Source organism: Dyella sp. 2HG41-7 (assembly GCF_021390675.1).
Lineage (GTDB): Bacteria > Pseudomonadota > Gammaproteobacteria > Xanthomonadales > Rhodanobacteraceae > Dyella_B.
In genome coordinates, this window is record NZ_JAJEJV010000003.1 from 15,070 (window position 1) to 40,623 (window position 25,554).

General features: G+C 61.0%; 22 protein-coding genes and 1 riboswitch. Of the genes, 13 read left to right on the top strand and 9 right to left on the bottom strand.

The genetic code is table 11. The features are described from left to right. The first annotated feature begins 10 nt into the window (after positions 1-10). Complete coding sequence (locus L0U79_RS00090; RefSeq protein ID WP_233839843.1) at positions 11-2,038, top strand: sodium-translocating pyrophosphatase; 2,028 nt, start codon at positions 11-13, stop codon at positions 2,036-2,038. A 52-nt stretch (positions 2,039-2,090) separates the two neighbouring features. Here the strand turns inward: L0U79_RS00090 and L0U79_RS00095 are convergent, their stop codons facing one another. Then, positions 2,091-3,260 (bottom strand): hypothetical protein, encoded by a 1,170-nt coding sequence (locus tag L0U79_RS00095; protein WP_233839844.1) that lies wholly within the window; start codon positions 3,258-3,260, stop codon positions 2,091-2,093. Between the two features lie 150 nt (positions 3,261-3,410). Here L0U79_RS00095 and L0U79_RS00100 point away from each other — a divergent pair, with 150 nt between their 5' ends. From L0U79_RS00100 to L0U79_RS00110, 3 genes are all read left to right on the top strand, one after another. Beyond that, positions 3,411-4,931, top strand: a complete 1,521-nt coding sequence (locus tag L0U79_RS00100) for a PLP-dependent aminotransferase family protein (protein ID WP_233839845.1) — start codon at positions 3,411-3,413, stop codon at positions 4,929-4,931. 110 nt (positions 4,932-5,041) lie between these two features. After that, entirely contained in the window at positions 5,042-7,168 is a 2,127-nt protein-coding gene (locus tag L0U79_RS00105; RefSeq protein ID WP_233839846.1) for a prolyl oligopeptidase family serine peptidase, read from the top strand. Positions 7,169-7,217: 49 nt separating this feature from the next. Continuing rightward, positions 7,218-8,069, top strand: coding sequence for a 2OG-Fe(II) oxygenase (locus L0U79_RS00110; protein ID WP_233839847.1), 852 nt, complete (start codon positions 7,218-7,220; stop codon positions 8,067-8,069). 13 nt (positions 8,070-8,082) lie between these two features. On the opposite strand, the gene L0U79_RS00115 is transcribed toward L0U79_RS00110, so the two are convergent. Further along, positions 8,083-8,577, bottom strand: a complete 495-nt coding sequence (locus L0U79_RS00115; RefSeq protein WP_233839848.1) for a hypothetical protein — start codon at positions 8,575-8,577, stop codon at positions 8,083-8,085. A 245-nt stretch (positions 8,578-8,822) separates the two neighbouring features. Between L0U79_RS00115 and L0U79_RS00120 the strand changes: the two genes are divergently transcribed. Beyond that, positions 8,823-10,256, top strand: coding sequence for a PLP-dependent aminotransferase family protein (locus L0U79_RS00120; RefSeq protein ID WP_233839849.1), 1,434 nt, complete (start codon positions 8,823-8,825; stop codon positions 10,254-10,256). Positions 10,257-10,383: 127 nt separating this feature from the next. Continuing rightward, positions 10,384-10,917, top strand: coding sequence for an inorganic diphosphatase (gene ppa, locus L0U79_RS00125; RefSeq protein WP_233839850.1), 534 nt, complete (start codon positions 10,384-10,386; stop codon positions 10,915-10,917). A gap of 69 nt (positions 10,918-10,986) precedes the next feature. Here the strand turns inward: ppa and L0U79_RS00130 are convergent, their stop codons facing one another. Then, positions 10,987-11,907 carry a LysR family transcriptional regulator gene (locus L0U79_RS00130; protein ID WP_233839851.1) on the bottom strand — a complete coding sequence of 307 codons (921 nt, stop codon included), beginning with the start codon at positions 11,905-11,907 and terminating at the stop codon, positions 10,987-10,989. A gap of 100 nt (positions 11,908-12,007) precedes the next feature. Between L0U79_RS00130 and L0U79_RS00135 the strand changes: the two genes are divergently transcribed. Both L0U79_RS00135 and L0U79_RS00140 read left to right on the top strand, forming a co-directional pair. Beyond that, positions 12,008-13,219 carry an MFS transporter gene (locus tag L0U79_RS00135; protein ID WP_233839852.1) on the top strand — a complete coding sequence of 404 codons (1,212 nt, stop codon included), beginning with the start codon at positions 12,008-12,010 and terminating at the stop codon, positions 13,217-13,219. A gap of 175 nt (positions 13,220-13,394) precedes the next feature. Continuing rightward, the gene (locus L0U79_RS00140) at positions 13,395-14,411 is read left to right on the top strand and encodes a zinc-binding alcohol dehydrogenase family protein (RefSeq protein WP_233839853.1); all 1,017 of its coding nucleotides are present in this window, start codon (positions 13,395-13,397) and stop codon (positions 14,409-14,411) included. 54 nt (positions 14,412-14,465) lie between these two features. On the opposite strand, the gene L0U79_RS00145 is transcribed toward L0U79_RS00140, so the two are convergent. The 3 genes from L0U79_RS00145 to L0U79_RS00155 all read right to left on the bottom strand — a co-directional run bounded on the left by L0U79_RS00145 (position 14,466) and on the right by L0U79_RS00155 (position 16,594). Continuing rightward, a complete protein-coding gene (locus L0U79_RS00145) occupies positions 14,466-15,038 on the bottom strand; it encodes a ferritin-like domain-containing protein (RefSeq protein ID WP_233839854.1) in 573 nt (190 codons plus the stop codon). A 114-nt stretch (positions 15,039-15,152) separates the two neighbouring features. Then, positions 15,153-16,175 carry a Gfo/Idh/MocA family oxidoreductase gene (locus tag L0U79_RS00150; protein WP_233839855.1) on the bottom strand — a complete coding sequence of 341 codons (1,023 nt, stop codon included), beginning with the start codon at positions 16,173-16,175 and terminating at the stop codon, positions 15,153-15,155. A gap of 29 nt (positions 16,176-16,204) precedes the next feature. Next, positions 16,205-16,594 carry a DUF3224 domain-containing protein gene (locus L0U79_RS00155; protein WP_233839856.1) on the bottom strand — a complete coding sequence of 130 codons (390 nt, stop codon included), beginning with the start codon at positions 16,592-16,594 and terminating at the stop codon, positions 16,205-16,207. Between the two features lie 102 nt (positions 16,595-16,696). On the opposite strand from L0U79_RS00155, the gene L0U79_RS00160 reads away from it, so the two are divergent. Continuing rightward, a complete protein-coding gene (locus L0U79_RS00160; protein WP_233839857.1) occupies positions 16,697-17,503 on the top strand; it encodes a helix-turn-helix domain-containing protein in 807 nt (268 codons plus the stop codon). A gap of 46 nt (positions 17,504-17,549) precedes the next feature. Here L0U79_RS00160 and thiC read toward each other — a convergent pair whose 3' ends face one another. Both thiC and L0U79_RS00170 read right to left on the bottom strand, forming a co-directional pair. Next, positions 17,550-19,427, bottom strand: a complete 1,878-nt coding sequence (gene thiC / locus L0U79_RS00165; protein WP_233839858.1) for a phosphomethylpyrimidine synthase ThiC — start codon at positions 19,425-19,427, stop codon at positions 17,550-17,552. Between the two features lie 92 nt (positions 19,428-19,519). Continuing rightward, a riboswitch (TPP riboswitch) is annotated at positions 19,520-19,613 on the bottom strand. A 58-nt stretch (positions 19,614-19,671) separates the two neighbouring features. After that, entirely contained in the window at positions 19,672-20,325 is a 654-nt protein-coding gene (locus tag L0U79_RS00170; RefSeq protein WP_233839859.1) for a TetR/AcrR family transcriptional regulator, read from the bottom strand. Between the two features lie 85 nt (positions 20,326-20,410). Between L0U79_RS00170 and L0U79_RS00175 the strand changes: the two genes are divergently transcribed. The 3 genes from L0U79_RS00175 to L0U79_RS00185 all read left to right on the top strand — a co-directional run bounded on the left by L0U79_RS00175 (position 20,411) and on the right by L0U79_RS00185 (position 22,939). Next, the gene (locus tag L0U79_RS00175) at positions 20,411-20,740 is read left to right on the top strand and encodes a hypothetical protein (protein ID WP_233839860.1); all 330 of its coding nucleotides are present in this window, start codon (positions 20,411-20,413) and stop codon (positions 20,738-20,740) included. 162 nt (positions 20,741-20,902) lie between these two features. Further along, entirely contained in the window at positions 20,903-21,562 is a 660-nt protein-coding gene (locus L0U79_RS00180; protein ID WP_233839861.1) for a protein-L-isoaspartate O-methyltransferase, read from the top strand. Positions 21,563-21,592: 30 nt separating this feature from the next. Next, positions 21,593-22,939, top strand: a complete 1,347-nt coding sequence (locus tag L0U79_RS00185) for a TolC family outer membrane protein (RefSeq protein WP_233839862.1) — start codon at positions 21,593-21,595, stop codon at positions 22,937-22,939. A gap of 61 nt (positions 22,940-23,000) precedes the next feature. Here the strand turns inward: L0U79_RS00185 and waaA are convergent, their stop codons facing one another. Further along, positions 23,001-24,308, bottom strand: coding sequence for a lipid IV(A) 3-deoxy-D-manno-octulosonic acid transferase (waaA, locus tag L0U79_RS00190; protein ID WP_233839863.1), 1,308 nt, complete (start codon positions 24,306-24,308; stop codon positions 23,001-23,003). 225 nt (positions 24,309-24,533) lie between these two features. Here waaA and lpxL point away from each other — a divergent pair, with 225 nt between their 5' ends. Further along, the gene (lpxL, locus tag L0U79_RS00195; protein WP_233839864.1) at positions 24,534-25,469 is read left to right on the top strand and encodes an LpxL/LpxP family Kdo(2)-lipid IV(A) lauroyl/palmitoleoyl acyltransferase; all 936 of its coding nucleotides are present in this window, start codon (positions 24,534-24,536) and stop codon (positions 25,467-25,469) included. Positions 25,470-25,554 lie beyond the last annotated feature (85 nt).

A 25,554-nucleotide genomic window follows, 5' to 3' on the forward strand; every position in this document is an offset into this window, starting at 1 on the left:
GGAGGCACCGATGCTGCAGCAGTATGGCTTGTGGATCGCGTTAGCTTGCGCGGTCGTGGCGATTTTGTACGGAGCGGTTTCCGTACGTTGGGTGCTGGCGAAGTCGCCAGGCAACGAACGTATGCAGGAGATCGCTTCGGCTATCCAGGAAGGCGCGCGCGCCTACCTCAACCGCCAATACCGCACGATCGCGCTGGTGGGCGTGATTCTGCTGGTTGTCATTGGTTTCGCCCTGGACTGGGGTACGGCGATCGGATTCGCCATCGGCGCGGTGTTGTCTGGCGCTACCGGTTATATCGGCATGAATGTCTCGGTGCGCGCCAATGTGCGCACGGCCGAGGCGGCGCGCGGTGGCCTGGCTTCCGCGTTGAACGTCGCGTTTCGCGGCGGCGCGATCACCGGCATGTTGGTCGTGGGCTTGGCTTTGCTGGGCGTTGCAGGTTATTACGCGGCGCTGACGCATTTCGGTTACGACACCGAGCATGCCTTGCACGCGATGGTCGGCTTGGCCTTCGGTTCGTCGCTGATTTCCATCTTCGCCCGCCTGGGCGGCGGCATCTTCACCAAGGGTGCGGACGTCGGCGCGGATCTGGTGGGTAAAGTCGAAGCCGGCATTCCGGAAGACGATCCGCGCAACCCTGCCGTGATCGCCGACAACGTGGGCGACAACGTGGGCGATTGCGCTGGTATGGCGGCCGACTTGTTCGAAACCTACGCGGTGACGCTGATCGCCAGCATGCTGCTCGGCGGCGTGGTCGGCGAGCAAGCGGGCGCAAACGCGGTGCTGTATCCGCTGCTATTGGGCGGCGCATCGATCATTGCATCGGTGATCGGCACGTTCTTCGTGCGCGCACGCGCCGGTGGCAAGATCATGAGCGCGTTGTATATGGGCGTGATCGTTTCCGCAGTGTTGGCGGCGATCGCCTTCTGGCCCATCACCACGGCCCTCATGGCCGACGCCACGCTTGGCGTGACGCATCTTTACGGCGCGGCGCTGATAGGTCTGGTGCTGACGGGCGTGATCGTGGTGATCACCGAGTACTACACCGCGACGGAATATGCGCCGGTGCGCCATGTGGCGAAGTCTTCGACGACGGGCCACGCCACCAACATCATCGCAGGCCTCGGCGTGTCGATGAAATCGACGGCCTTGCCGGTACTCGCGGTGTGCGCGGCGATCTGGGGCGCGTATGCGCTCGCAGGTTTGTACGGCATCGCGGTGGCGGCAACGGCGATGTTGTCGATGACCGGCATGGTGGTCGCGCTCGACGCTTACGGCCCGATCACCGACAACGCCGGCGGCATCGCCGAAATGTCGGAACTGCCGCCGGATGTGCGCGGTGTGACCGATCCACTCGACGCGGTTGGCAACACCACCAAAGCCGTCACCAAGGGTTATGCCATCGGTTCGGCCGGTTTGGCCGCGCTCGTGTTGTTCGCCGATTACACGCACCATTTGGCGCTCAAGCACGGGGGCCAGACGTTTACGTTCGATCTTTCCGATCCGCGCGTCATCGTGGGTTTGCTGATCGGCGGATTGATTCCGTATCTGTTCGGCGCGATGGCGATGGAAGCGGTGGGCCGCGCAGCCGGCGCCGTGGTGGAAGAAGTGCGTCGGCAGTTCCGCGAAATCGCCGGCATCATGCAAGGCACCACCAAGCCCGATTATTCGCGCGCGGTGGACTTGCTCACCAAGTCCGCGATCAAAGAGATGTTGATTCCTTCGTTGCTGCCCGTGCTGGTGCCGATCATCGTCGGCTTCGCGCTCGGCCCGGTAGCGTTGGGCGGCTTGCTGATCGGCACCATCGTCACCGGCTTGTTTGTCGCCATCTCGATGACCACCGGCGGCGGCGCGTGGGATAACGCGAAGAAATATATCGAAGACGGCAACTTCGGTGGCAAGGGTTCCGACGCGCACAAGGCGGCGGTCACCGGCGATACCGTGGGCGATCCCTACAAGGACACCGCGGGTCCCGCGGTGAATCCGCTGATCAAAATCATCAACATCGTGGCGCTGTTGTTGGTGCCGTTGCTTTGACGACACACGACAACCTCGCCCGATGTATCGGGCGAGGTTGTCGCTCTATGCATTAGTGCGTGTTCGGCGTAGCGATAAAGGTATAGTTCTCATTCGCCACCGCATCAAACGATTGTCCCGTGATTTGGCCGGCATCGTCGATATCGTTCGCAGACACCAATTGGTCGGGAAAACCGGGCGCCAGCGACTGCATGGCGACGATATTGCCGTTCTGCCATAACACCGCTCGGCATCCGTTTGCGCCGCACGATTCGCCGACCACGATATCTTCATCGTTGATGCCGAGCGCTTGACTGGTCGTATCGCCTGGCAACGTGCCTAGATCGCGCATCCCGGTCGACTGCGTCCAGATAAACGCATGCACATTGAAATTGCCCGGATCGCCGCCGCCCGGCGCATTCGCAAATCCCACGACAACACCACGCTGATTGATCGCCATCGGCGTATTCCATGCCGGCACGCCGAGGCTGCCTAGATCCGTCACGGTGTTGCCGTGCCACAGCACCGCGTGGATCGCCGAGAAGCGACCGACCGCCTGATCGCAAATACCGGAGATGCCCACAATCTGACCGCGATCATTGATCGCCGTCGCCGCACCTGATGTATCCGTGCCGACCAACGGAAGCGCGCGAACATCATTGGGATCGGGCCCCCACACCACCGGCTTGAACTGCAGCACCTGAGTTGAACCGGGTGTGCACGTTGGATCGTGCACGGTGTTTTCCGCCCATCCGACAATCAGTCCAACATCATTTGCGCCCGTGGCAAATCCATTATTGCCGCCCAAGGTCGGCAACGCTTGCATATGCCCCCAGCGCCACACGAAACCCTGGCAGACATGACCGGTCACGGTGGGAAAGAAGGCCGAGCAGCTCCAGTTTTCGCCCAGCGGATCCACTTGCGCCGTCTCCGCCACGCCGACCAGTTCGCCGAAATTATTTTTCACTGGCCACAGGATCGCGCTGTTCGCGCCTCCCAACGTGCCCAGATCCAGCGTCGCGCCGCCAAGCCACGCCGTCGCATGTTCGCTCTGATTGTCTGGCAGATTGGAAACGCCACTGACGAACCCGAAATTGTTGATGCTGCTGCCACCGCTGGACGCGCCGCCCAGCGTGCCAAGATTGCGAATCTGATATTGACCCGGTGACGCCATTGCGGATGGTTGCGCAATCAAGCCGGCAAAACACGCAGCCGCCACCAGCACGCTCGTAATCCGATGCATGGGATGCTCCTTCACTCAGTTGTAACGACATACCGCCGTGGGGACGAACGGTTGTAGCTTGGACATTCCGGACTAGCTGCAAAAGCGCCACTTTTGCGATACCTGCTAGTCCGGTCGGCACAACGGTTCTCGCGGCGCTATAGTGCGCGCATGCGTCGCTGGGCATTGACCATTGCGCTCGATCCCAAACACGAACTGCCGATCTTTCTGCAGCTCGCCAATGCGATTGCCGACGATATCCGCGGCGGACGTCTAAAAGCCGGCGAAGCGTTGCCGGGCACGCGCGAATTGGCCGAGCGACTTTCGTTGAATCGCAATACCGTGGTGGCGGGGTACGAAGAACTCGCCGCCGAAGGATGGGTGCACACGCGCGTCGGCGGCGGCACGTTCGTTTCGCCTCTCGCGCCATCCGCGACGCATGTTGCGCAACCGGCGAGCGATGCACCGACTTATGCGCTTTCTCATTCCGGACATTCGCCCGTCCACGCCATCGCACCGGTGAAAGCGCCGCGCCCCGGCAGCTTGATGCTGGGTTACAGCTTGCCGGATACCCGATTGTTTCCGGCTACGGAGCTAACCCGCGCATTCCGTCGCGCGATCGCTCAGCGCGGACAGTCGCTGATCGGCTACGCCGATCCATGCGGTCATCATCGTTTGCGCGAGCAGCTCGCCAATATGCTTCGCAGCACCCGCGCGTTGCCGGCGTCGGCCGATTGTTTGATGGTGACGCGCAGCCTGGAGCAAGGTATCGATCTGGTCGCGCGCATGTTGCTGTCTCCCGGCGATGTGGTGGCGGTGGAAGGTTTCGGCTATCCGCCCGCGTGGAGCGTTTTGCGTCTTGCCGGCTCGCAGTTGATGCCGATTCCGGTGGACGAGGACGGACTGAGTGTCGATGCGCTGGAGGACGCGCTCACGCATCAATCCATCCGCGCCGTCTTTCTTACGCCGCATCACCAATTTCCCACGACCGCCGTGATGTCGTCGGCGCGCCGCGCCAAACTCGCCGCGCTTGCTTTGGCGCATCGCTTCGCCATCATCGAAGACGACTACGACCACGAATTCCATTACGTCGGCAAACCGGTGTTGCCCATTGCGTCGGGTGACGGTCGCGCGAACACCATCTATATCGGTTCGTTGTCCAACTTGCTAGCACCGGGTATCAGCACCGGATTCGTGCTCGCGCCACCGACCGTATTCGAACGCCTGGCTGCATTGCGCGCAGCCAGCGACCCGCGCAGCGATGTCGCCATGGAATGTGCGATCGCCGAATTGTTTGAAGACGGCGAACTGTTGCGGCATGTACGCCGCATGCAGCGCGCTTATGCCGCGCGCCGCGATGCGCTCGCCGACGCGCTGCGGCGGCATCTCGGCAGCGCCTTGCGTTTTCGCATTCCCGACGGCGGCATGGGACTTTGGGCGCGCGCAGACGACGCCATCGATATCGAGCGTTGGAGTCAGGAAGGCGAACGCGAAGGCGTGCAGTTTTTCAGCGCGACGCGTTACGACTTCCACCAGCGCGTTCAGCCCTATCTTCGCCTTGGTTTCAGCTTCCTCAATGAGACCGAGCTTGAAGAAGGCGTACGACGCATGGCCCGCGCACTGGCGCGCACGGACACGCGCCGTTCGCCCAAAACATCCCGTCCCGCATCGAGCTGGCATAGCCCGGCCTAGATCGATAAGCCCGAAAAAGCTGACCTTTCCCACTGGCGTTTTTATCGCGATCAGGCATCCTGGCGCTTCCGCGCAAGCGCCGGTCTTGCGCCCTACCACGGAGCGGAAGCATGAGCCTGAGAACTTCGATGCGCCTTGCCCTGGTGCTGACCGTCATAATGGGCGGCATGACCCAAGCGCATGACACCGCGGCCCCAGGTGCGGCCGCCAGTACCGACGATCCTTATCTTTGGTTGGAAGACATCCACGGCGATCGCGCGATGGATTGGGTGAAAGCCCAGAACGCCATCACGCAGAAACAATTCGCCGGCGGCCCCGAGTTCTCGCATGAGCGCGACCGCATTCTGGAAGTGCTCGATTCCGATGCGCGCATTCCGTATGTCGAACGTCGCGGCGACTACCTTTATAACTTCTGGCAGGACAAGGCGAATCCACGCGGCGTCTGGCGTCGCACCACGCTGGACGAATACCGCAAAGCCGATCCCAAGTGGGACGTGCTGCTGGATATGGACGCGTTGAACAAGGCGGAAGGCAAGCACTGGGTGTTCAAAGGCGGCGATTGCCTGAAACCCGATTACAAACGCTGCCTGGTCAGCCTCTCGCCCGGTGGCGGCGATGCGGTGGAAGTGCGCGAGTTCGACATTCCCAGCAAATCGTTCGTCAAAGATGGTTTCCTGCTACCGGTCGCCAAGACGCAAGTGGGTTGGATCGACGAAAACCACGTATACGTCGGCACCGACTTCGGTCCGGGCTCGATGACCACATCGAGCTATCCGCGTATCGCCAAAGTATGGACGCGCGGCACGCCGCTCAGCGCCGCGACGACGGTTTACGAAGGCAAGGCTGACGATCTGGCAGTAAGCGCAGCGCATGACCGCACGCCCGGTTTCGAGCGCGACTTCATCACCGTCGCCCACGACTTCTTCCATAGCGATACGTATCAGCTCAAGGACGGCAAGCTGATTCATCTGGATGTGCCGGTCGATGCGGCGAACGTCGATGCGCATCGCGAATGGTTGGTGGTGCAGTTGCGCGACGCGTGGACGGTCGGCGGCGCCACGTATCCGTCCGGCGCCTTGATTGCGATGAAGTTCGACGATTTTATCGCCGGCAAACGCCAATTCACCACCTTGTTTGCGCCGGACGAACACACCGCGCTGTCCAACTATATGTGGACGCGTCATCACCTGATTCTCGACATCATGGACGATGTCAAAAGCCGACTCGATGTACTGACGGCAAAAGACGACGGCACCTGGGCGCACGAAGCGATGCCAGGCGCACCGCAATTCAGCACGATTTCGGTGCTCGACACCGATCCGGACAATAGCGACGAGTACTGGCTCGGCGTCACTGGTTTTCTCGCACCGTCGTCGCTGGAGCGCGGCGTGCTGGGCGAAGGCCAGGCGCAATCCATCAAGCACAGCCCGGCGTTCTTCGATGCGTCGAAGTTCCAGGTGAGCCAGCATTTCGTTACATCCAAAGATGGCACCAAGGTGCCGTACTTCGAGATCGCGTCGAAAAACCTGAAGCTCGATGGCAAGAACCGAACGCTGCTCTACGGTTACGGCGGTTTCGAAGTGGCGCTGCAACCGTATTACAGCGGCAGCGTCGGACGTGCATGGTTGGAACGTGGCGGCGTGTATGTCATCGCCAATATTCGCGGCGGCGGCGAATACGGTCCGCGCTGGCATCAAGCGGCGTTGCAGGCGAATCGTCCGCGCGCTTACGAAGATTTCGCTGCCGTCGCCGACGATCTGATCAAACGCGGCGTCACTTCGCCCAAGCATCTCGGCGCAGAAGGCGGCAGCAACGGCGGCTTATTGATGGGCAATATGCTGACGGTGTATCCGCAGCTCTTCGGCGCCATTGCATGCGAAGTGCCGCTGCTGGATATGAAGCGCTACATCCATTTATCGGCCGGTGCATCGTGGATTGCCGAATACGGCAACCCGGACGATCCCAAGCAATGGGAATTCATCAAGACGTTCTCGCCGTATCAGAACATGAAAGCCGATACTGCGTATCCCTCGGTGCTGTTCTACACCACCACCAGCGACGATCGCGTCGGCCCGGTGCAGGCGCGCAAGATGGCCGCCAAGATGGAAGGCATGGGCTACAAAAACGTGTGGTTCTTCGAGAACACCGAAGGCGGTCACGGCGCCGGCGCCGACAATAAGCAAACGGCGTATATGCACGCGCTTGCTTACGAATTCCTGTGGGACAAGTTGAAGTAACGCGTTGTTATCCCCACTCCTCGACGAGGAGTGGGGATAAAATCGGTCTATGAAATCGCATCTCCCCATACGCCCCGAACTTCGCGAGTGGATTCTCACCACCACGCGCGCCGGGCACAGCGTCGACGCCGTGCTCAAGCTGATGCAGGAAACCGGCTACGACCCGCGGCAAAGCCGCGGCATCGTCGCCACCGTGCTGAATATGCCGATATCGGCGCTGGATCCTCACGTATCCGCTTCAGCAAGCAAGGGGCGTCGCACGCGACATCCCGAAGCACCGCACGTCGTTGTCGACGGTCGCACGGTGCATGTCGGCCTGAGCGTCGATTCGCCCGAGTTGCGCGTGCTCAATGATTTTCTTTCGGTGGAAGAATGTGCGGCGCTGATCGAGCAATCCAGTCCGCGCCTGCAGCGCGCCAGCACGGTCGATCGCAGCGGTAAACATCAGGTCGATGCGCGCCGCACCAGCGAGGGCATGTTCTTCACCATCGGTGAAACGCCGCTGGTGAGAAGCATCGAGAAACGCATCGCCACGATGTTGAGCATTCCAGTCGATCACGGCGAAGGTTTGCAGGTGCTGCACTATTTGCCGGGCCAGCAATACGAACCCCATTTCGACTGGTTCAATCCCGAAGAACCGGGATTTCCCGCGATTACCGCTAAAGGCGGCCAGCGCATCGCAAGCATAGTGATGTATTTGAATACGCCCGAGGCCGGCGGCGGCACCGCGTTTCCGGAAATCGGCCTTACCGTTACCGCGTTGCGCGGCACCGCCGTTTACTTCGCCTACGACACCGGCGATACCGCATCGCTGCATGCCGGCTTGCCGGTTGAAAAAGGCGAAAAGTGGATTGCGACAAAGTGGCTGCGAGAACGTCCGTTCCAGACGTCCTCGCGTTGATGCATGGCGAGATCTAGAACGTACGCGCCTTGCTCGCACTCCACGCAATGACCAGCCCGATGATCATGTGCATCAGGATGCTGGCGAGGATCCAACTCGGAATGGAAGGCGACGCGGGCGCTGCCGACAACGGCAACACGATGCCGTTCATCACGACATAAAGCGCTACGCCATAGAGCGCTCCGTAAAACAACGGCCGCTCGATCAGCGCATTCATGCGACGACTCGCCAGGTAATACACACCGACCATCACCGCCATGATGGCGAAGTGCAGCAGCACGCCGAGCGATGCCGTCGCGTCACCGCCCATAAATGCGCGTTTGCCCAGCAAACCCGAAGCAATGTTCTGCGCCAAGCGCATCGGCGGCACGCTATGTGTGGCGTACCAGTACGTCGACGCGAAAATCAGATCCGCCACCGCGAGCGCCACGGTAACGATCGCCGCAAACATCACCACACGACGGGCGCGCAAAACGTGCAGCCCGCTGGAATCAACAGGTATCGACATAGTTGTCACTCAATGATTGCTTCGTAACTTCCCTAAAAGACCCGCGAGGCGATTGTGAGAGAGGTAACCGCCCCGCGGGTGTGGGAAGTGAGGGAGACATCGTCACCGCCGGGTCTGTCTCCTGGGGAGGGGAGGACAGAAAGAATTCGTTACTAGGCCCCACGGCATGTGCAGACTAGGTATGTCGGCACATTCCCTCCATAGCCAATTGCTCGTATTTTCGTAGAGCCAATCGGAGGGACGGCGTGTATCTCGAACTGGACGGCCGCGGGCCGCTGTACGACCAGCTGACCCGAGCGTTGAAAGCGTCCATCCTCGATGGCCGCATTGTAGCGGGCACGCAATTGCCGCCGACGCGCGAATTGGCGGAGGAATTGCAGCTTTCACGCACCACAGTGCTGGCCGCTTACGAGCAACTGCGCGCCGAAGGTTTTATCGACGGACGCGTAGGTTCGGGCAGTTACGTCAGCCACCTGCAAGCCAGGCCCGCGCCGCATCACGGGCGCACCAGCTTGCCGCCACCTTCGCGCTATGCGGAACGTGCGCGCGAAGTGCGCGACTGGAGCATCGGTCGCCTGCATCGCGGCACGCGTTACAACCTTCAATACGGTTACCCGGTGATCAATCCCGCGCTCAACAATGCGTGGGGTCGCGAGCTGGCGCGCGCGGCGGCGTACACGCGTTTGAATATCAACGAAGTGGCCGGCTTTCCCGCGTTGCGTCAACAAACCTGCGATTACTTGGCGCGCCGTCGCGGCGTGCAAGCGCAACCGGAAGATGTACTGATCGTCAGCGGCACGCAACAAGCGATCGAATTAACGGCGCGCGTGCTGTTGAACGAAGGCGATCGCGCGGTGTTGGAAGAGCCGCATTATTTTTTGGCGCATCAGGCGTTGATCGCGCACGGCGCAGACATCGTTCCGGTTCGCACTGACGAACATGGACTGGTGTGCGATGAGCTTCCGACCGAATCGCCGCGTTTCCTCTACGTCACGCCTTCGCATCATTTCCCTACCGGCTCGATCCTCTCGATGGAGCGCCGCATCGCCCTGCTGCGCTACGCCGAAAAGCATCAGTGCTGGATTCTGGAAGACGATTACGACGGTGAGTTTCGCTACGACGCGCACCCGCTCGCCGCGCTGCGTTCGCTCGACGAACAGGATCGCGTGATCTACGTCGGCACGTTCTCCAAAGTGTTGTTCGGCGGCTTGCGCCTCGCCTACATCGTGATGCCGGCGGCGCTGCGCACGGACTTTATCAACGCGAAATATCTCAACGACGTCGCGTGCCCCGTGATCGAGCAAGCTGCGCTTGCGCGCTTTATGGAAGACGGCGGCTTCGAGCGTCACCTGCGCATGGCGCGCAAAGAACTCAAAGCGCGGCGCGAAGCGCTAGTTGCAGGATTGAAGGAACACGCGCGCGATCGCGTCGAGCTCGCCGATACGCCATCGGGCATGCATTTGATGATCACGCTGCGTGGCTACGACGCGCCGCGCGCCGAAGCGCTGATCGCCTATGCTCACGACCTGGGCCTGGGCCTTTATCCGACGGCGCCGCTGTACCTTGAGCCGCCCGAACGTCAGGGCCTGTTGCTTGGCTATTGCGGACTGTCGGTCAACGAATTGCGCGAGGCCATGCAGCTATTTGGCCAATGCCTGGATCACTTCGAGTCCGTCTAACCCGCGCCCCGAAGCGCCTCCGCTGAACGCATGGACAGCCGCCTAAACGGCCGCTTGGTGCAGCGCGGCAAGCTTTGCCGTATCCTGAGTGGCTTTCCCCGCTTTGGTTATAGGTAAGGAGTGCCCCATGGGCCTGGATATGGTTAGCGCCGGCCGCGACGTGCCGAACGAAATCAACGTCGTTATCGAGATTCCCAAGGACGCGGAACCCGTCAAATACGAGGTGGACAAGGAAAGCGGGGCGATCTTCGTGGATCGCATTCTCTCCACCCCCATGCGCTACCCCTGCAACTACGGTTACGTGCCTGGCACGCTCGGCGGCGACGGCGATCCGCTGGACGCCCTGGTGATCCTGCCGCTGCCGCTGGTGCCGGGCTCGGTGATCCGCTGCCATCCGGTCGGCATGCTGAAGATGACAGACGAAGCCGGCAGCGACGAAAAGCTGGTGGTGATTCCGTCGCCGAAAATCTTCCCGGGCTACTCGCACATCCACGACATCAAGGGCGTCTCCGCGCATTGGCTGGAACGCATCGGCCACTTCTTCGAGCACTACAAGGATCTCGAGAAGGGCAAATGGGTGAAGGTGGAAGGCTGGGTTGGCGCCGAAGAAGCCAAGGCCGAAATCATGGCCGGCGTGGCGCGCAGCAAGAACAAAGCCTGATTTTTGTTTTATCGAATACAAAACGCGTCGCCGAAAGGCGGCGCGTTTTTATTTTTGTCACCCATGCGATTACGCGTCCCATCCGCGCTCCCACGGCGGCGGATCGCCGAATTGTTCCGCCAGAAAATCCACAAACATGCGCACGCGCAACGGCACCAGGCGTCGTTGCGGCATCACCGCGTAAATGCCCGTGTCGGCGATCGAATAATCCGGCAGCACGATTTTCAGCCGGCCCGCGCGTAAATCGTCGCAGACGTGCCATGTGGAATGTTGCGCGATGCCCAGGCCGGCGAGCGCCGCATCTCGGAGCATTTCGCCCAGCGTCGATTCCAACCTGCCGCTCACACGTACCGTGTGCAACTGGTTTTGCGCATCGTGCATGCGCCACACATCTTGACGCCCCGACGAACCCACCAGCATCAGACATTCGTGCTTGGCGAGATCTTCCGGTGTTTTCGGTGTGCCGCAGCGGCGGGAGTAATCCGGCGAGGCGCACAGCACACGCCGATTCGCGGCGAGTTTGCGCGCGACCAAACGCGAGTCGTGCAAGGCGCCGATGCGGATGGCCAGATCGAAACCCGAGCTGATCAGATCCTGCATTTCGTCGGTGAGATGCACGCTCAATCGCACGCGCGGATAACGCGCCATGAAAGCCGGCAGCAACGGCGACACGTATTGACGGCCGAACGATGCGGACGCGGTGAGGCGCAAGGTACCGCCGACATCGGTGGCGCTCTGGCGCAGGCCCGTGGTCAACGCTTCCAGATCTTCCACCAGCGTGCGGCCCTGCTCGGCCAGGGCGATGCCTTCCGGAGTGGGATGCAAACGGCGGGTGGTCCGATGCAGCAGCCGCACACCGAGGTGCTGCTCCAACCGTTTCAGGCGCTGGCTGGCCACGGCGACGGAAAGATCGAGGCTGCGCGCGGCGGCGCTGATCGAACCTTGGTCAAGCACGCGCATAAACAGAATGAGGTCGCCAACGCGGTCCATATTTTCAATGTTTTATTGAAAATGATTCCTCATATTGGCTGTTTTTACAGAAGATGCAAGCGCCTACGCTGTGGCTCATCGCTTTTTAAGGAGCCATCGCATGAACACCTCCCCGTCCCGCCCGATGCCGTTGGCGCTTTACGCTTTGGCGGCCGGCGCGTTCGGTATCGGCACTACCGAATTCGTGATCATGGGCCTGCTGATCCAGGTCGCTGCCGATTTGAAGGTGGGTATCGCCACGGCGGGCCTGCTGATTTCCGGTTATGCATTGGGCGTTTTCGTGGGCGCACCGGTGTTGACGGTGGCGACCAGTCGCCTGCCGCGCAAAAAAGTGCTGATCGGGCTGATGGCAATCTTCACCATCGGCAATCTGGCCTGCGCGCTCGCGCCGAATTACACCTTGCTGTTGCTGGCTCGTGTCATCACTTCGCTGGCGCACGGTACGTTCTTTGGCGTGGGTTCGGTGGTGGCGACAAGTTTGGTCGCTGCGGATCGTCGCGCCTCGGCGATCTCCGTGATGTTCACCGGCCTCACCATCGCCACACTGCTCGGCGTGCCGGCAGGCGCATGGCTCGGCTTGCATTTTGGTTGGCGCTCGACGTTCTGGGCGGTGGCGGCCATCGGTGTGCTTGCGATGATCGTGATCGCTGCGCTGGTCCCGGCTGGCGATACACAAGGCAAGTCCATTGCGGTGCGCGATGAATTGCGCGCGATCGCCAATCCTTCGGTGCTGCTTGGATTGGCGATGACGGTGCTCGGCTTCGCCGGCGTGTTTACGGTGTTTACCTATATCCAGCCGATCCTGACCGACGTGACAGGATTCGCGCAAAGCGCGGTGTCGCCTATCCTGCTGATTTTCGGCATCGGCTTGATCGCGGGAAATCTGTTGGGCGGCAAGCTGGCCGATCGCAATTTGACGCGTGCGCTGTTGGGGACGTTGATCGCCTTGATCGTTGTACTTGGCGTCATGACCTTTGCATTGCATGGCAAGGTGTCGACCGTATTGTTCGTCGGATTGCTAGGCGTCGCCGCCTTCGCCACCGTGCCGCCGCTGCAATTGTGGGTGCTGCATAAAGCGAACGACGCGCAAAACCTTGCTTCGAGCTTGAATATCGGCGCGTTCAACCTTGGCAACGCACTGGGCGCATGGCTGGGCGGCGTGGTGGTCGCACGCGGGCCGGGACTCGGTTCGCTGACATGGGTCGCTGCCGTAGTGACGTTCGGCGGATTGGCGATCGCGTGGTTTGCATTGCAACGCGAAGCAAACGTCCAAAGCTTGCCAGCTGGGGCGTGCCCGAGCAGCGGATCCTGATAGCGAAACGCCCCCGCACCCAATCCGCTTGATCAGAAAGCACAGTTATGGAATACCTTTTTCTTGGTCGATTACGCCCCAACATACCTGCGCACGATTTAGGTACAGATCGACTTTTCCGAACGCAATCCGCCAGCCGTCCAGATTGCACTGACCGCACGTTGGAGATTTCCCGATGAAAGCTGTCGCTCTTATTCGTTACTTGCCGATCGACGATCCGCAATCGCTGATCGATGTGGAATTACCCATGCCCGAGATCGGCGTGCACGATCTGCTGGTACGCGTGGAAGCCGTTTCCGTGAATCCTGTCGATACCAAACTACGTTCGCCAAAGCCGCAGGTGGAATCGCAGCCTCGCGTATTGGGGTTCGATGCGGCCGGCACCGTCGAAGCGGTCGGCGCCAGTGTGACGGGATTCAAACCCGGCGATCAGGTGTATTACGCCGGCGATGCCACGCGCCCAGGCAGCAACGCGCAATATCAGGCGGTGGATGCGCGAATCGTTGCGCATCGTCCGCGTCGATTGGATGCCGTCGGCGCCGCGGCGTTGCCGCTCACCGCAATCACCGCGTGGGAATTGCTGTTCGAACGCATGCCGTTTAGCCCGGATCGCGGTGGCGATGGAAAGACCTTGCTGGTGATTGCCGGCGCCGGCGGCGTGGGTTCGATTGCGATACAGCTGGCGCGTCGCGCCGGTTTCACCGTGATCGCCACCGCATCGCGTCCGGAAACACAGGCGTGGTGTCGCGCGATGGGCGCGCAGCATGTCGTCGATCATCGGCAGCCGCTTACGGCGCAACTGAAGGCGCAAGGTTTCCATCAGATCGACGTCGTTCTTTGTCTTACCGATGTCGCGCCGTATTGGACCGAGCTCGGCGAATTGCTGGCGCCGCAAGGACATGTCGGTTTAATCGTGGAACCGACAACGCCGTTGAATATCGGCGATCCTTTCAAGGCCAAATGCATCGGCATTCATTGGGAAATGATGTTTGCGCGCTCGCGTTTCAAAACCGCCGATATCGCCGAACAAGGACGCATCCTTGCGCGCGTGGCGGCAATGATCGACGAAGGCGAGTTGCGCGGCATTCAACACGAATCGCTGAGCCCGATCAACGCGGAAAATATGCGCGAGGCGCATCGCCGATTGGAGTCGGGCCGCACTATCGGCAAGCTGGTGATTTCGGGTTGGTGATTCGGCTTCACGGCAAGTTGCGCGCATTCGAACAACCTGCCCTTTCGCCATGAATCAATGCCGCGTGGCGGGTTTCGCCGGCTCGCCTTTCTTGCCAAGCGCTTCGAGCAGTGTCGACAAATCTTCGGCGTGCTCTTCTTCCTTCGCCAAAATCTCTTCCATCATGCGGCGCGTGGTCGGGTCGTTGTTGCCCAGGTACTGAATGATGTCGCGGTAGCTATCGATGGCGATACGTTCGGCGACCAAGTCTTCCTTGATCATATCGACCAGATCGTCGCCTTCCGCATAATCGGCGTGACTGCGCGTCAGCAATCCGTCCGGACTGAAATTGGGCGCGCCTTCCAGTTGCGTAATGCGCCTGGCGATCATGTCCGCGTGCATTTGCTCTTCCTGGGCGTGCTCCAGGAATTCCGCCGCCACGCTTTTGGAGTGAATGCCCGACGCCATAAAGTAATGGCGTTTGTAGCGCAGCACGCAGACGAGTTCCGTGGCGAGCGCTTCGTTGAGCAGTTTGATCACCGTGTCACGGTCGGCTTTATAACCCTCCGTGATCGCACCTCGATCGATATGTTCGCGCGCACGTTGACGGATGGTTTCGATATCCGTCAGGAAGGATTTCGCCGTCATGACTGTCTCCTGCTTGGGTCTTCATGCTGCTTTCATTATGTTTTCGCTGTCGCGAAGCATGAGTGAAAGCAAAGTCGCGAAGACGTTCCGCAATCGCGCCATCGTCGACGATTTCTAGAGATCCACCGGCTTCCCACTTTGACGCGATTCGCGCAATGCGACCGCGATGCGCGTTGCTTCCGCCGCATCGTCCAAGGTCAGATCGAAGGGCGTGCCGTCGAGCACGGCGTCGACGAAATGAATGCACTGCGCAAGAAACGCGTCACTAAAACGCTCGAAATAGCTGGGCGTGCATAGATTGCGAACGCCGTATTCGTCGGAAATTTCCAGCCGATTCGAACGCGGATTCCGGCCGATGCTGAGCTTGCCTGTTGTCCCCGTCACATCCGTATGTGAGTCGCTGCCATGCGCCTGCGTGCGCGATGCGTAGAACATCGCCATGCTGCCATCGGCGAATTCGCACACAGCGACGCCATTATCGATATCGCCAATCGATTCCAGCTCGGTGTGCACAGCGATCGTGCCGATCGCGAAAACACGTTTGGCGGCAGGTCGACCGAGCAACCAGCGCGCGAGGTCGATATCGTGCACGGTGCAATCCAGAAACAGGCCGCCGCTGGTCGGCGCGAATTTCATCAGCTCGCCGCTCAGGTCCAGCAGATCGCTGGTTTGCGCGTAAACCATAAACGGACGGCCGATGCCGCCGGCGTCGATATGCGCTTTGGCATCGCGGTAACTCGTATCGAAGCGACGCACGAAACCCACCATCGCGCGATGATCGGGATATTTGTTGGCAAACGCCACAGTGCGCTGACATGCCGCTGCATCCAGCGACAGCGGCTTTTCGCAAAATACATGTTTGCCGGCCGCCAGCGCCTGCTCGATTTGCTCGGCATGCAGCGATGTCGGCGTCACCAGGAAGATGGCGTCGAGTTCCGCGTCGGCCAGCATGGCCGTATAGTCGGTGTAGCCACGGGAAACGCCGAGCGCCTCCCTCGCCCAGGCCAGCTTCTCCGGACTTGGATTGCATACGGCGCGCAGTTGGGCGCGCGGAACGCGGCGGCAAAGATACTCGGCGTATCGACGCCCAAGATGCCCTAGCCCGGCGACGCCAACACGCAAGATGCTTTGATTCATACGGGAACGTCCTTATTCAGTCCAAACGATCATGGCAGCGTGTAATCGAAAATATAGGAATGTTTTCCTTGTTCGATCACGATCTGCATCGTACCGCTCAAGCCTGTCAACGCGTCCGTACCCGAGTCGGGCACAACCATCACCGACAACTGCGGCACGCCACGATCCATGATGCCGTGGTGTTGCAACACGAAACTTCCGCGCTTGCCATGCAAGGTGCCGCTCACGCGTTCGATCGCCACGTAGCCCGCCGAACCTTGCACCTGCCCCATGGCGGACAGCATTTCGCCAAGGCTGGTCGCCTCTAGATCGCCGTGAAATTGCTTGTCGATGGTCATCCGCCCCAGATTGGCCGGCTCGATCCCCGGGGCCGCCGGCTGCGGCGCGAGTTTTACGTCAAAAGGTCCCGTTGCTTGCATGGTGCGATGCTCCTATTCGCTTTCCAGTCCGGACATTAGTACAACGTAGCGCCATGACGATTGGAAAAACGCGACAGCGACCCAGCATCAGGCGTGCCCCGCATGAGTAGCGAGGTTGGCAAGCCTCGGGGCGTATTGCGTCAGCGCCTGGAACAGGGTGAGTTTCAGCATGTTCGCCGCGCGCCCTCGCCCGCCTTGGCGGTGACCGTCGAACATTACTGGTTTGTGTCGTGGGATCTGCGCGGCCTGCCGCCGCAGCGCCAAGAAACCTTGCCGCATCCGAACGTGCAGTTCGTCGTCGAGCCAGGATTGACCGGCGTCTACGGCGTGCATTCCGGCCGCTTTACGCGAGTGCTCGAAGGACAGGGACGCGTTTTCGGCATCAAATTCAAACCGGGCGGATTCTTTCCGTTTTTTGGAGGGCCGGTTTCCAACCTGATGGATCGCTCGCTCGAACCATCGCGCATTTTCGGCGACGACGCCGCGCGTTTCGAATCGGATATTTTCGCCAGCGCAGATATGGATGCGATGATGGCCGCCGCCGAACGATTGTTGCTGGCGCATCGACCATCCGACGATCCGAACGTTGCGCGCGTTACCGCGATGGTCGCGAGCATCGTCGACGACCGCAATCTGACGTCGGTCGAAGCGCTCGCCGCGCGAAACGGCATCACGCAACGCGCACTGCAACGACTGTTCAATCAATACGTCGGCATCGGCCCCAAATGGGTGATCAATCGTTATCGATTGCATGAGGCCGTGGCGCAATTGCAATCAGGCGCGTCAGTCGCCTGGACGGAATTGGCGCTCGCGCTGGGCTATTTCGATCAGGCGCATTTCATTAGGGATTTCCGCAAATTGGTAGGACGCACGCCTGCGGAATACGCGCGAGCCGAAGGTAAAACTTGAGGCGTGAGCAGCCGGCGCACGCCGGCCGCTCAAGCTCGCGACGCCATCACGCCTTGCGATAAACCTCCGCGCCTTGCGCGCGGAATTCGGCGGCCTTCTCGGCCATACCTTCCTCCAACGCGGCGCCTTCACCGACGCCATGCTCGGCAGCGTAATCACGCACGTCCTGCGTGATCTTCATCGAGCAGAACTTCGGCCCGCACATCGAACAGAAGTGCGCCGATTTGTGCGCATCCTTCGGCAGCGTTTCGTCGTGGAATTCGCGCGCCTTTTCCGGATCGAGGCCGAGGTTGAACTGATCGTCCCAACGGAATTCGAAGCGCGCCTTGCTCAAGGCGTTATCGCGCACCTGCGCACCCGGATGCCCCTTCGCAAGATCCGCGGCGTGCGCAGCGATCTTGTACGCGATGATGCCGTCGCGCACGTCCTGCTTGTTCGGCAGACCGAGATGTTCTTTCGGCGTAACGTAGCAAAGCATCGCCGTACCGAACCAACCGATCATCGCGGCGCCGATGGCGCTGGTGATGTGGTCGTAGCCCGGCGCGATATCGGTGGTGAGCGGCCCCAGCGTGTAGAACGGCGCCTCGTGGCACTTCTCCAGCTGACGCTCCATGTTTTCCTTGATCAACTGCATGGGCACGTGGCCGGGCCCCTCGATCATCACCTGCACATCGTGCTTCCACGCGATCTGCGTGAGCTCGCCCAACGTATCCAGTTCGCCGAATTGCGCAGCGTCGTTCGCATCCGCCACGCAGCCCGGACGCAAGCCATCGCCAAGACTGAAGGACACGTCGTACGCCTTCATGATCTCGCAGATATCTTCGAAGTGCGTGTAGAGGAAATTTTCTTTGTGATGCGCGAGACACCATTTGGCCATGATGGAACCGCCGCGCGACACGATGCCCGTCACGCGCTTGGCGGTAAGCGGCACGAAGCGCAGCAGCACGCCGGCGTGGATGGTGAAGTAATCCACGCCTTGTTCGGCTTGTTCGATCAATGTGTCGCGGAACAATTCCCAGGTGAGGTCTTCGGCGACGCCACCGACTTTTTCCAGCGCCTGATAGATCGGCACGGTGCCGATCGGCACCGGCGAATTGCGGATGATCCACTCGCGCGTTTCGTGGATGTTTTTGCCGGTGGAAAGATCCATCACCGTGTCGCCGCCCCAGCGAATCGACCACACCAGTTTTTCCACTTCTTCGGCGATGCCCGAGGACACCGCGCTGTTGCCGATGTTGGCGTTGATCTTGGTGAGAAAGTTGCGGCCGATGATCATCGGCTCGCTTTCCGGGTGATTGATGTTGGCGGGAATGATGGCGCGGCCGCGCGCTACTTCGTCGCGCACGAATTCCGGCGTAATCAGCTTGGGCAGCGATGCGCCGAACGATTCGCCCGCATGCTGATGGCGCAGCGCGCTTTGCTTCAGCGCTTCGATACGCTGATTTTCGCGGATGGCGATGTACTCCATCTCCGGCGTCACGATGCCGCGGCGCGCGTAATGCATCTGCGTGACGTTGGCGCCGGCTTTCGCGCGCAGCGGTTTGCGCAGATGCGTAAAGCGTACGGCGTCGAGCTTCGCATCGGCGGCGCGTTCGCGGCCGAATCGGGAGCTGAGGTCGGGCAGTTCTTCCACGTCGCCGCGCTCGGCGATCCAGGTGGCGCGCAACGCAGGAAGACCCGCAGCGAGATCGGCGCTGTAGTCCGGATCGGTGTACGGGCCGGAGGTGTCGTATACGGTGATCGGCGGATTGCTTTCGCCGCCAAACAAAGTGGGCGTCTGCGCCTGGCAGATCTCGCGCATCGGCACGTTCAGATCAGGGCGGCTGCCCTGCACATGGATCTTGCGCGAACCCGGAATGGGCTTGGTCACGGCTTCGGAGAGCTCTTGCGCGGCGCGCACGAGATCGGAGGGCAAGGCATTCATCGGCATTCGTCCTTCGGCTATCCGCGCAAATGGCGCGGAGTTCGTGCGCAATCCGCACAGTAACGAAGCGACGGCGCCAACGCACGAGACAGGTTCCGTGCGGCGAAGCTCCCTACACCGGTGCTAACCGGATCAGGTTCGAAGGGACTCTCTCAGCCGACTGCGCCGGCACCCCCGCTTCCAAACAACCTTTTCAGGCCCAGCTATTTGAACACGAAGCGGGGCGATAAACGAGTGAACGGGCTTAGCGCTTTATGGCGTAGGCGCGCAGGAACATGGTTACGCCGGCGCGGGCGTTTTCTTCCACTTCCTTGGCGTAGGTCTGCGCGCAGTCGGCGCAGCCGAACATGTGGCGCATCATCATGTCGCCCTTGATCAGCGAGATGAACTGGATGGCCGCGCGCGTCACATCGGTGATGTCGAGCTTGCCGGCATCGGCGGCCTGTTGCATCAGGCGCTCCAGCAGGGCGCGCGAGCGCATCGGGCCTTCTTCCCACATCAGCTTGCCGTAGCGGGGATTGCCCTGGCGGCAGTCGCTGAGAATGGCGCGGAACGTACCGACGGTTTCCGGGTTGCAGTCCAGATGCGCGTGAATCTGCGCGATGCGATGGAGTGTGTCGCCGATATCGGCGCTCGGGTCGTACTGGTAGGTCTCTTCGGGCAGCAGGTCTTGCACGCGTGCGCGGATCACTTCGCGGAACAAGTTGTCCTTATCGCCAAAGTGACTATAGACGGTCAGCTTGGATACGCCGGCTTCGGCGGCAATGGCGTCCATGCTGGTACCGGCGAAGGCATTGCGTATGAACAGAGCCTTCGCGGCATCGAGGATGGCCGCGCGCTTTTCCATGTCCTTGGGGCGGCCTGGCCCGTGCGGCTTGGTCAGCGGGATCGAGTTCATGGGTGCACCTTCACAAATCAAAAAACCCAATTTATTATACGGGTCGGTTTAATTATTTCCTGAATGATACCGAATATTTCGGCCGATGTGCGTAACGACCCCCGAATTGGCGCTTAGCGCCCACTATCGCAAGGCCCAGCGCCTACTTTCGGCGTGGTTGGACGCCGACTGGACAGCGCGCAGACAGGTATTCGCGATCCGCACCGCCCTGGCGGCGCTGGATGCGACGGATCGGCACCGCCTGACCCGCTGGCTGGCGTGGTGGTGCCTGGCGGTCGCTGGACGGGGCGAGTGGTTGCTCGGGCGTATCGAACGGCTGGATCCCGTGCTCGGGGCGAGTACCGAATTGGCGCTGTCGATGCTGCCGATAAAGGTCGATCCGAGCATCGTTTTTCGCGCTCGAAAAAGCGCGTAAGTGTCCGCGGACACAGGCGATTACATGACTTACGTCAGATCATTGCGATGACTTCCGGCACTTCGTCAAAACGGCACCTCACCGCACCCTAACCATTGTCGAAACGGGGTCTAAACGCTTATCCTTTTTGACCTTTTTTCGCTCTCTATAGGCTTGCTTTCCATGGCGATGAACTTCGATCAGGCGCGTCAAAACATGGTTGAGAACCAAGTGCGCCCTTGGGAGGTGTTGGACGGTCGCGTGCTCGAAGTGTTGCGCCATGTGCGCCGCGAGGATTTCGTCGCCCCCGCCCATCGTCAATTGGCGTTCGCCGACCTGTGTCTGCCGCTGGGTCACAACGAAGTGATGATGAAGCCGGTGATGGAAGGTCGCGTGCTGCAGGCGCTCGAACTGAAACCTGAAGACAGCGTGCTGGAAATCGGCACCGGTTCGGGCTTCCTCACCGCTTGCCTGGCCAACCTCGCCGCGCACGTCACCAGCGTGGATATCCATGCCGATTTCACGGCGGCCGCCGGTCAGCGTTTGCAGGCCGCAGGCGTCAGCAACGCGCAGCTGCTGACGGGCGAAGCCGTGAACGAATGGCAGCCGCAAGGCACGTTCGACGCAGTAGTTGTCACCGGCGCCGTTTACCGTATTCCCGACCGTTTCCTTGGCTGGCTCAAACCGGGCGGCCGCCTGCTCGCCATTCGCGGCGAGTCGCCGGCGCAGCAAGTGATGTTGATCACGCACGAGGGCAACGGCCGTTATCGCGAAGAGAATCTGTTCGAGACGGATCTTCCCTATCTCGCGCACGCGGAACCGCCGCGCCGTTTTGTTTTTTGACCCCGATCCCCGAACCTTACGAGGCGAATCATGCGCTTGAAGCTTCTGACCCTTGCCCTGACCCTGGCGGCAGTTTCCCTGCCCAGCCATGGCGAGGATTTGCTGGATGCATACCGTCAGGCGCGTGCAAACGACCCTGTACTGGCGCAGGCCGATGCCACGCGCATGGCGGTGCACGAAGGCGTCCCGCAGGCACGTGCGCTGTTGTTGCCGCAGATCAGCGCTGGCATGGATTTGAACCAGACCAGCCTCTCTGGCAGCAGCGGCCTGGGCCAATCCAGTGGCGCGACGGCGAGCGGCCATGAGCGCACGCGTTCGGTTTCGGCCACGTTGAGCCAGACCATCCTCAACCTGTCCGACATTGCCAGTCTGCAGGCCGCGCACTCCACTTCGGATGCGCAGGAAAAAACCTATGAAGCGGCCGCGCAGAATTTGTTTGTGCGCGTGGCGGGCGCCTACTTCACGGTGTTGAACGACGAAGAACAAGTCGCCTACGCGAAGGCCAACGAAGAAGCTTTTCGCGTCACTTACGATCAGGCCGAGCAGCAATTCAAAGTAGGCATCTCCGCCGTCACCAACGTGTATCAGGCGAAGTCGTTTTACGAAGCCGCCAAGGCGACCACGGTCACGTACGAGAACACGTTGGCGAACGACCGCCAGGCATTGAGCGTCATTACCGGCCAGCCGGTCGGCGACCTGAAGAAGCTTCGCGACGATCTGCCGATGAATGCGCCGTCGCCGTCCGATCCACAGCAGTGGGTCGACAGCTCGCTGAAAAACAATCCGACGCTTGCCTCTGCACAGCTGTCCGTGGATGCCGCCGAGCACTCGGTCAACGCAGCGCGCGCCAACCACCTGCCGACGATCACCGGCACCATCACGCGCGCCAAGACCACCGCGTGGCTGGAAAATGGCAGCTACAACGCGCTGGGCGCCAATGGCAACGGCCGTTACGGCAATACCATCGGCATCTCGCTGTCGGTGCCGATCTTCGAAGGCGGCGCTACGCAGTCGAGGGTGCGCCAGTCCATCGATCAGCGCGACGAAGCGCAAGACTCGCTGGAACTGACCCGCCGCCAGACCGTGCAGAACACGCTGAACTACTACAACTCGGTGCTCGCCGGCATCAGCGAAGTGGAATCGGGCAAGGCCGCTGTGGATTCGGCGCAGAAAGCCGTCGACGCCACCAAGGCAGGCTTCCAGGTGGGCACGCAGATCATGCTGGACGTGCTGACCTCGATCCAGACGCTGACGCAGGCGCAGAGCACGTACTCCACCGCGCGTCATCAGTTGGTGCTCAATCGTCTGCTGCTGAAGCAGTCGGCCGGCACCATCGGCTACGACGACATCCAGGGCGTGAACGCGTTGCTCCAGTAATTTGTCGGCGCTCGATGTTCGACAAAAAAGGCCGGGATTTCCTGGCCTTTTTTTATGTACGTCATTCCTGCAGCATGCGATCGATCAAAGCCATCACGCGTCCGACGGCCCCGCGTTCGCTATCGAAGACCACGCGCGCCTGTTGACCCATCTGTTTGCATTTCGTTTCGTCTTGCAGCAGGCGCAGTACTTCGGCGCCCAGCGCTTCGCTTTGCAACACGCGTTTCGCGCCGCCGCCGCGAATCAAGGCCAAGGTGATTTCTTCGAAATTGAACGTGTGTGGCCCGACCAACACCGGCCTCGACAACGCCGCCGGTTCCAACACATTGTGGCCGCCGATCGGCACTAGGCTGCCGCCGACAAAGGCGAGATCCGACGCCGCGAAGAACGGCATAAGTTCGCCCATCGAGTCGATCAAAAACACTTGATGCGATTCGCCCGGCACGCGATCTGCGCTGCGCATGGCCATCGTAAAGCCCAGGCTGCGCACGGAATGCTCCACGAGACGGAAGCGTTCGGGGTGGCGCGGCGCGATCAATAGCAAGGCATCTGGAATTCGCTTGAGCACTTCCAGATGCGCTTCCAATACCGCGAGCTCCTCGCCTTCATGCGTGCTGGCTGCGATCCACACCGGACGCAGTCGCCCCCATTGCTGGCGGAACATTTCTCCGCCTTCCAGCGCACCGTCCGGTACCGGCATGTCGAATTTCAAATTGCCGCTGACCGTCACCAGTGCGGGATCGGCGCCCAACAATCGATAACGCGCCGCGTCCGTGCGCGATTGCGCCGCAATCTGCCGCACGCAGCGCAACGCCGAACGCAGCAACGCGCGCATCGGCGCGTAACCGCGCAGCGAGCGCCCGGAAAGACGCGCGTTGACGATCATCAGCGGAATGCCACGGCGATAGCAGCCGAAATAGAGATTCGGCCAGATTTCCGTTTCCACGATCAACGCCAATCGCGGCCGCACCTGCTTTAAAAAGCGATGCACGGAAAACGGCAAGTCGTACGGCAGATACACATGAAACACGCTGTCGCCGAACAGCTGCTGCACGCGCGCCGAACCGGTCGGCGTTACGGTGGTGACCACCAACGGCGCTTCGGGATAATCCTGGCGCAGCGCCTTGATCAGCGGCTCGGCGGCGTTTACCTCGCCCACCGAAACGGCGTGCACCCAGATGCTGCCGCGCAAGTCCGGCGCCTTGAAAATGCCGAAGCGCTCCGGCCAGCGCTGATGGTAATTGCCATACCGCATGCCGCGCGTCAGCAGGCGCAGCACGATCAGCGGCGTGGCCAGATACATCAGTAGCGTGTAGAGATAGCGCAACGAAGGCTCCTGTCCAGGACGCGGAAGTATACGGGGATGCATGTGCAACTCCCTCTCCCCTCTGGGGAGAGGGTTGGGGTGAGGGCCGATCTGGCGAGGTCCTTAGCTCATGCCTGAAAGCAAAAAAAGTCAGCGCATGCGCTGATTCATTTCTACGCAAGCCTTGGCCCCTCACCCTAGCCCTCTTCCTCGCTCCTCAAAACGCGGCCATCCATGGCCGCTCCCCGCGTCCCGAAGGGGAGAGGGAATGTATGTTGTACCGCTACAATGCGTCGGATGCCCGGAACGCCCCGCCCCACCTTCACCCGCTCCCTGCTTGCACCAAGCCTTTGGCCGGCCTGGATCGGCGTGGGCATCATGAAACTCATCGCCATGCTGCCCTTCGGCGTGTTGATGGGCATGGGCCGTATGCTGGGCGCGATCATCGAACGCTTTCCCTCGCCGCGACGCAAAGTGGCCGCCACCAATATCGCGCTGTGCTTTCCGGAGCTCGACAGCAAGGCGCAGGCCGCTCTCGTCGATGCGCATCTGCGCGACATCGGCATGATGCTGATCGAGTTCGCCTTGGGCTGGATGGGCTCCGAGCGCGCCATCGAAAAAATCCCCGTGATGTTCGAAGGGCTGGAGCACCTCGAAGCGGCGCATGCGCAAGGTCGCGGCGTACTGCTGGTCGGCGGCCATTTCTCGCATCTGGAGCTTTGCGCGCGGCTGGTGTCGCAACGCATCCGCATCGCCGGCATGTATCGACGCATGGACAACCCCGCGTTCGAATGGACGGTGCTGCGCGCGCGCCTGGGTTATGCGCGCGCGATGTTCGACAAGGACGATATCCGCGGCACGGTGAAATACCTGCGCAGCGGCGGCACGCTCTGGTATGCGCCCGATCAGGACATGCGCAGCAAGGACAATGCATTCGTGCCGTTTTTCGGCGTAAAGGCGGCCACCATCACGGCCACGCACCATTTCGCACGCATGTCCAACGCGGTGGTCATCCCGTTCTTTCACCGCCGCCTGCCGGGAAGCCAAGGCTACGTCTTGCGCTTGGGCGCGCCGCTGGAAGGCCTACCCAGCGCCGATGCCGAAGCGGATACCGAGCGCGTCAATCGCTGCATCGAAGAGATGGTGCGCGAGGCCCCGGAGCAATACCTGTGGGTGCACAAACGGTTCAAAACCCGCCCCGAAGGCTACCCGCCCATTTATTGATCTCGGTGGAGCCGCTCACGACAGGCTGACGTCAGCCTAGACCGGTACATAAGCGGGCTGGCCTTTTCCACGCGCCCCTTCGCCA

What these genes read in the sequence shown, in the direction of transcription:
- L0U79_RS00090 (WP_233839843.1), top strand. Translation starts at nt 11, where the DNA reads ATGCTGCAGCAGTATGGCTTGTGGATCGCGTTAGCTTGCGCGGTCGTG.
- ppa (WP_233839850.1), top strand. Translation starts at nt 10,384, where the DNA reads ATGGGCCTGGATATGGTTAGCGCCGGCCGCGACGTGCCGAACGAAATC.
- lpxL (WP_233839864.1), top strand. Translation starts at nt 24,534, where the DNA reads ATGCGTCGGATGCCCGGAACGCCCCGCCCCACCTTCACCCGCTCCCTG.
- L0U79_RS00115 (WP_233839848.1), bottom strand. Translation starts at nt 8,577, where the DNA reads ATGTCGATACCTGTTGATTCCAGCGGGCTGCACGTTTTGCGCGCCCGT.
- L0U79_RS00185 (WP_233839862.1), top strand. Translation starts at nt 21,593, where the DNA reads ATGCGCTTGAAGCTTCTGACCCTTGCCCTGACCCTGGCGGCAGTTTCC.
- thiC (WP_233839858.1), bottom strand. Translation starts at nt 19,427, where the DNA reads ATGAATGCCTTGCCCTCCGATCTCGTGCGCGCCGCGCAAGAGCTCTCC.
- L0U79_RS00180 (WP_233839861.1), top strand. Translation starts at nt 20,903, where the DNA reads ATGGCGATGAACTTCGATCAGGCGCGTCAAAACATGGTTGAGAACCAA.
- L0U79_RS00160 (WP_233839857.1), top strand. Translation starts at nt 16,697, where the DNA reads ATGAGTAGCGAGGTTGGCAAGCCTCGGGGCGTATTGCGTCAGCGCCTG.
- L0U79_RS00095 (WP_233839844.1), bottom strand. Translation starts at nt 3,260, where the DNA reads ATGCATCGGATTACGAGCGTGCTGGTGGCGGCTGCGTGTTTTGCCGGC.
- L0U79_RS00135 (WP_233839852.1), top strand. Translation starts at nt 12,008, where the DNA reads ATGAACACCTCCCCGTCCCGCCCGATGCCGTTGGCGCTTTACGCTTTG.
- waaA (WP_233839863.1), bottom strand. Translation starts at nt 24,308, where the DNA reads ATGCATCCCCGTATACTTCCGCGTCCTGGACAGGAGCCTTCGTTGCGC.
- L0U79_RS00175 (WP_233839860.1), top strand. Translation starts at nt 20,411, where the DNA reads ATGTGCGTAACGACCCCCGAATTGGCGCTTAGCGCCCACTATCGCAAG.
- L0U79_RS00110 (WP_233839847.1), top strand. Translation starts at nt 7,218, where the DNA reads ATGAAATCGCATCTCCCCATACGCCCCGAACTTCGCGAGTGGATTCTC.
- L0U79_RS00150 (WP_233839855.1), bottom strand. Translation starts at nt 16,175, where the DNA reads ATGAATCAAAGCATCTTGCGTGTTGGCGTCGCCGGGCTAGGGCATCTT.
- L0U79_RS00170 (WP_233839859.1), bottom strand. Translation starts at nt 20,325, where the DNA reads ATGAACTCGATCCCGCTGACCAAGCCGCACGGGCCAGGCCGCCCCAAG.
- L0U79_RS00100 (WP_233839845.1), top strand. Translation starts at nt 3,411, where the DNA reads ATGCGTCGCTGGGCATTGACCATTGCGCTCGATCCCAAACACGAACTG.
- L0U79_RS00140 (WP_233839853.1), top strand. Translation starts at nt 13,395, where the DNA reads ATGAAAGCTGTCGCTCTTATTCGTTACTTGCCGATCGACGATCCGCAA.
- L0U79_RS00145 (WP_233839854.1), bottom strand. Translation starts at nt 15,038, where the DNA reads ATGACGGCGAAATCCTTCCTGACGGATATCGAAACCATCCGTCAACGT.
- L0U79_RS00130 (WP_233839851.1), bottom strand. Translation starts at nt 11,907, where the DNA reads ATGGACCGCGTTGGCGACCTCATTCTGTTTATGCGCGTGCTTGACCAA.
- L0U79_RS00155 (WP_233839856.1), bottom strand. Translation starts at nt 16,594, where the DNA reads ATGCAAGCAACGGGACCTTTTGACGTAAAACTCGCGCCGCAGCCGGCG.
- L0U79_RS00105 (WP_233839846.1), top strand. Translation starts at nt 5,042, where the DNA reads ATGAGCCTGAGAACTTCGATGCGCCTTGCCCTGGTGCTGACCGTCATA.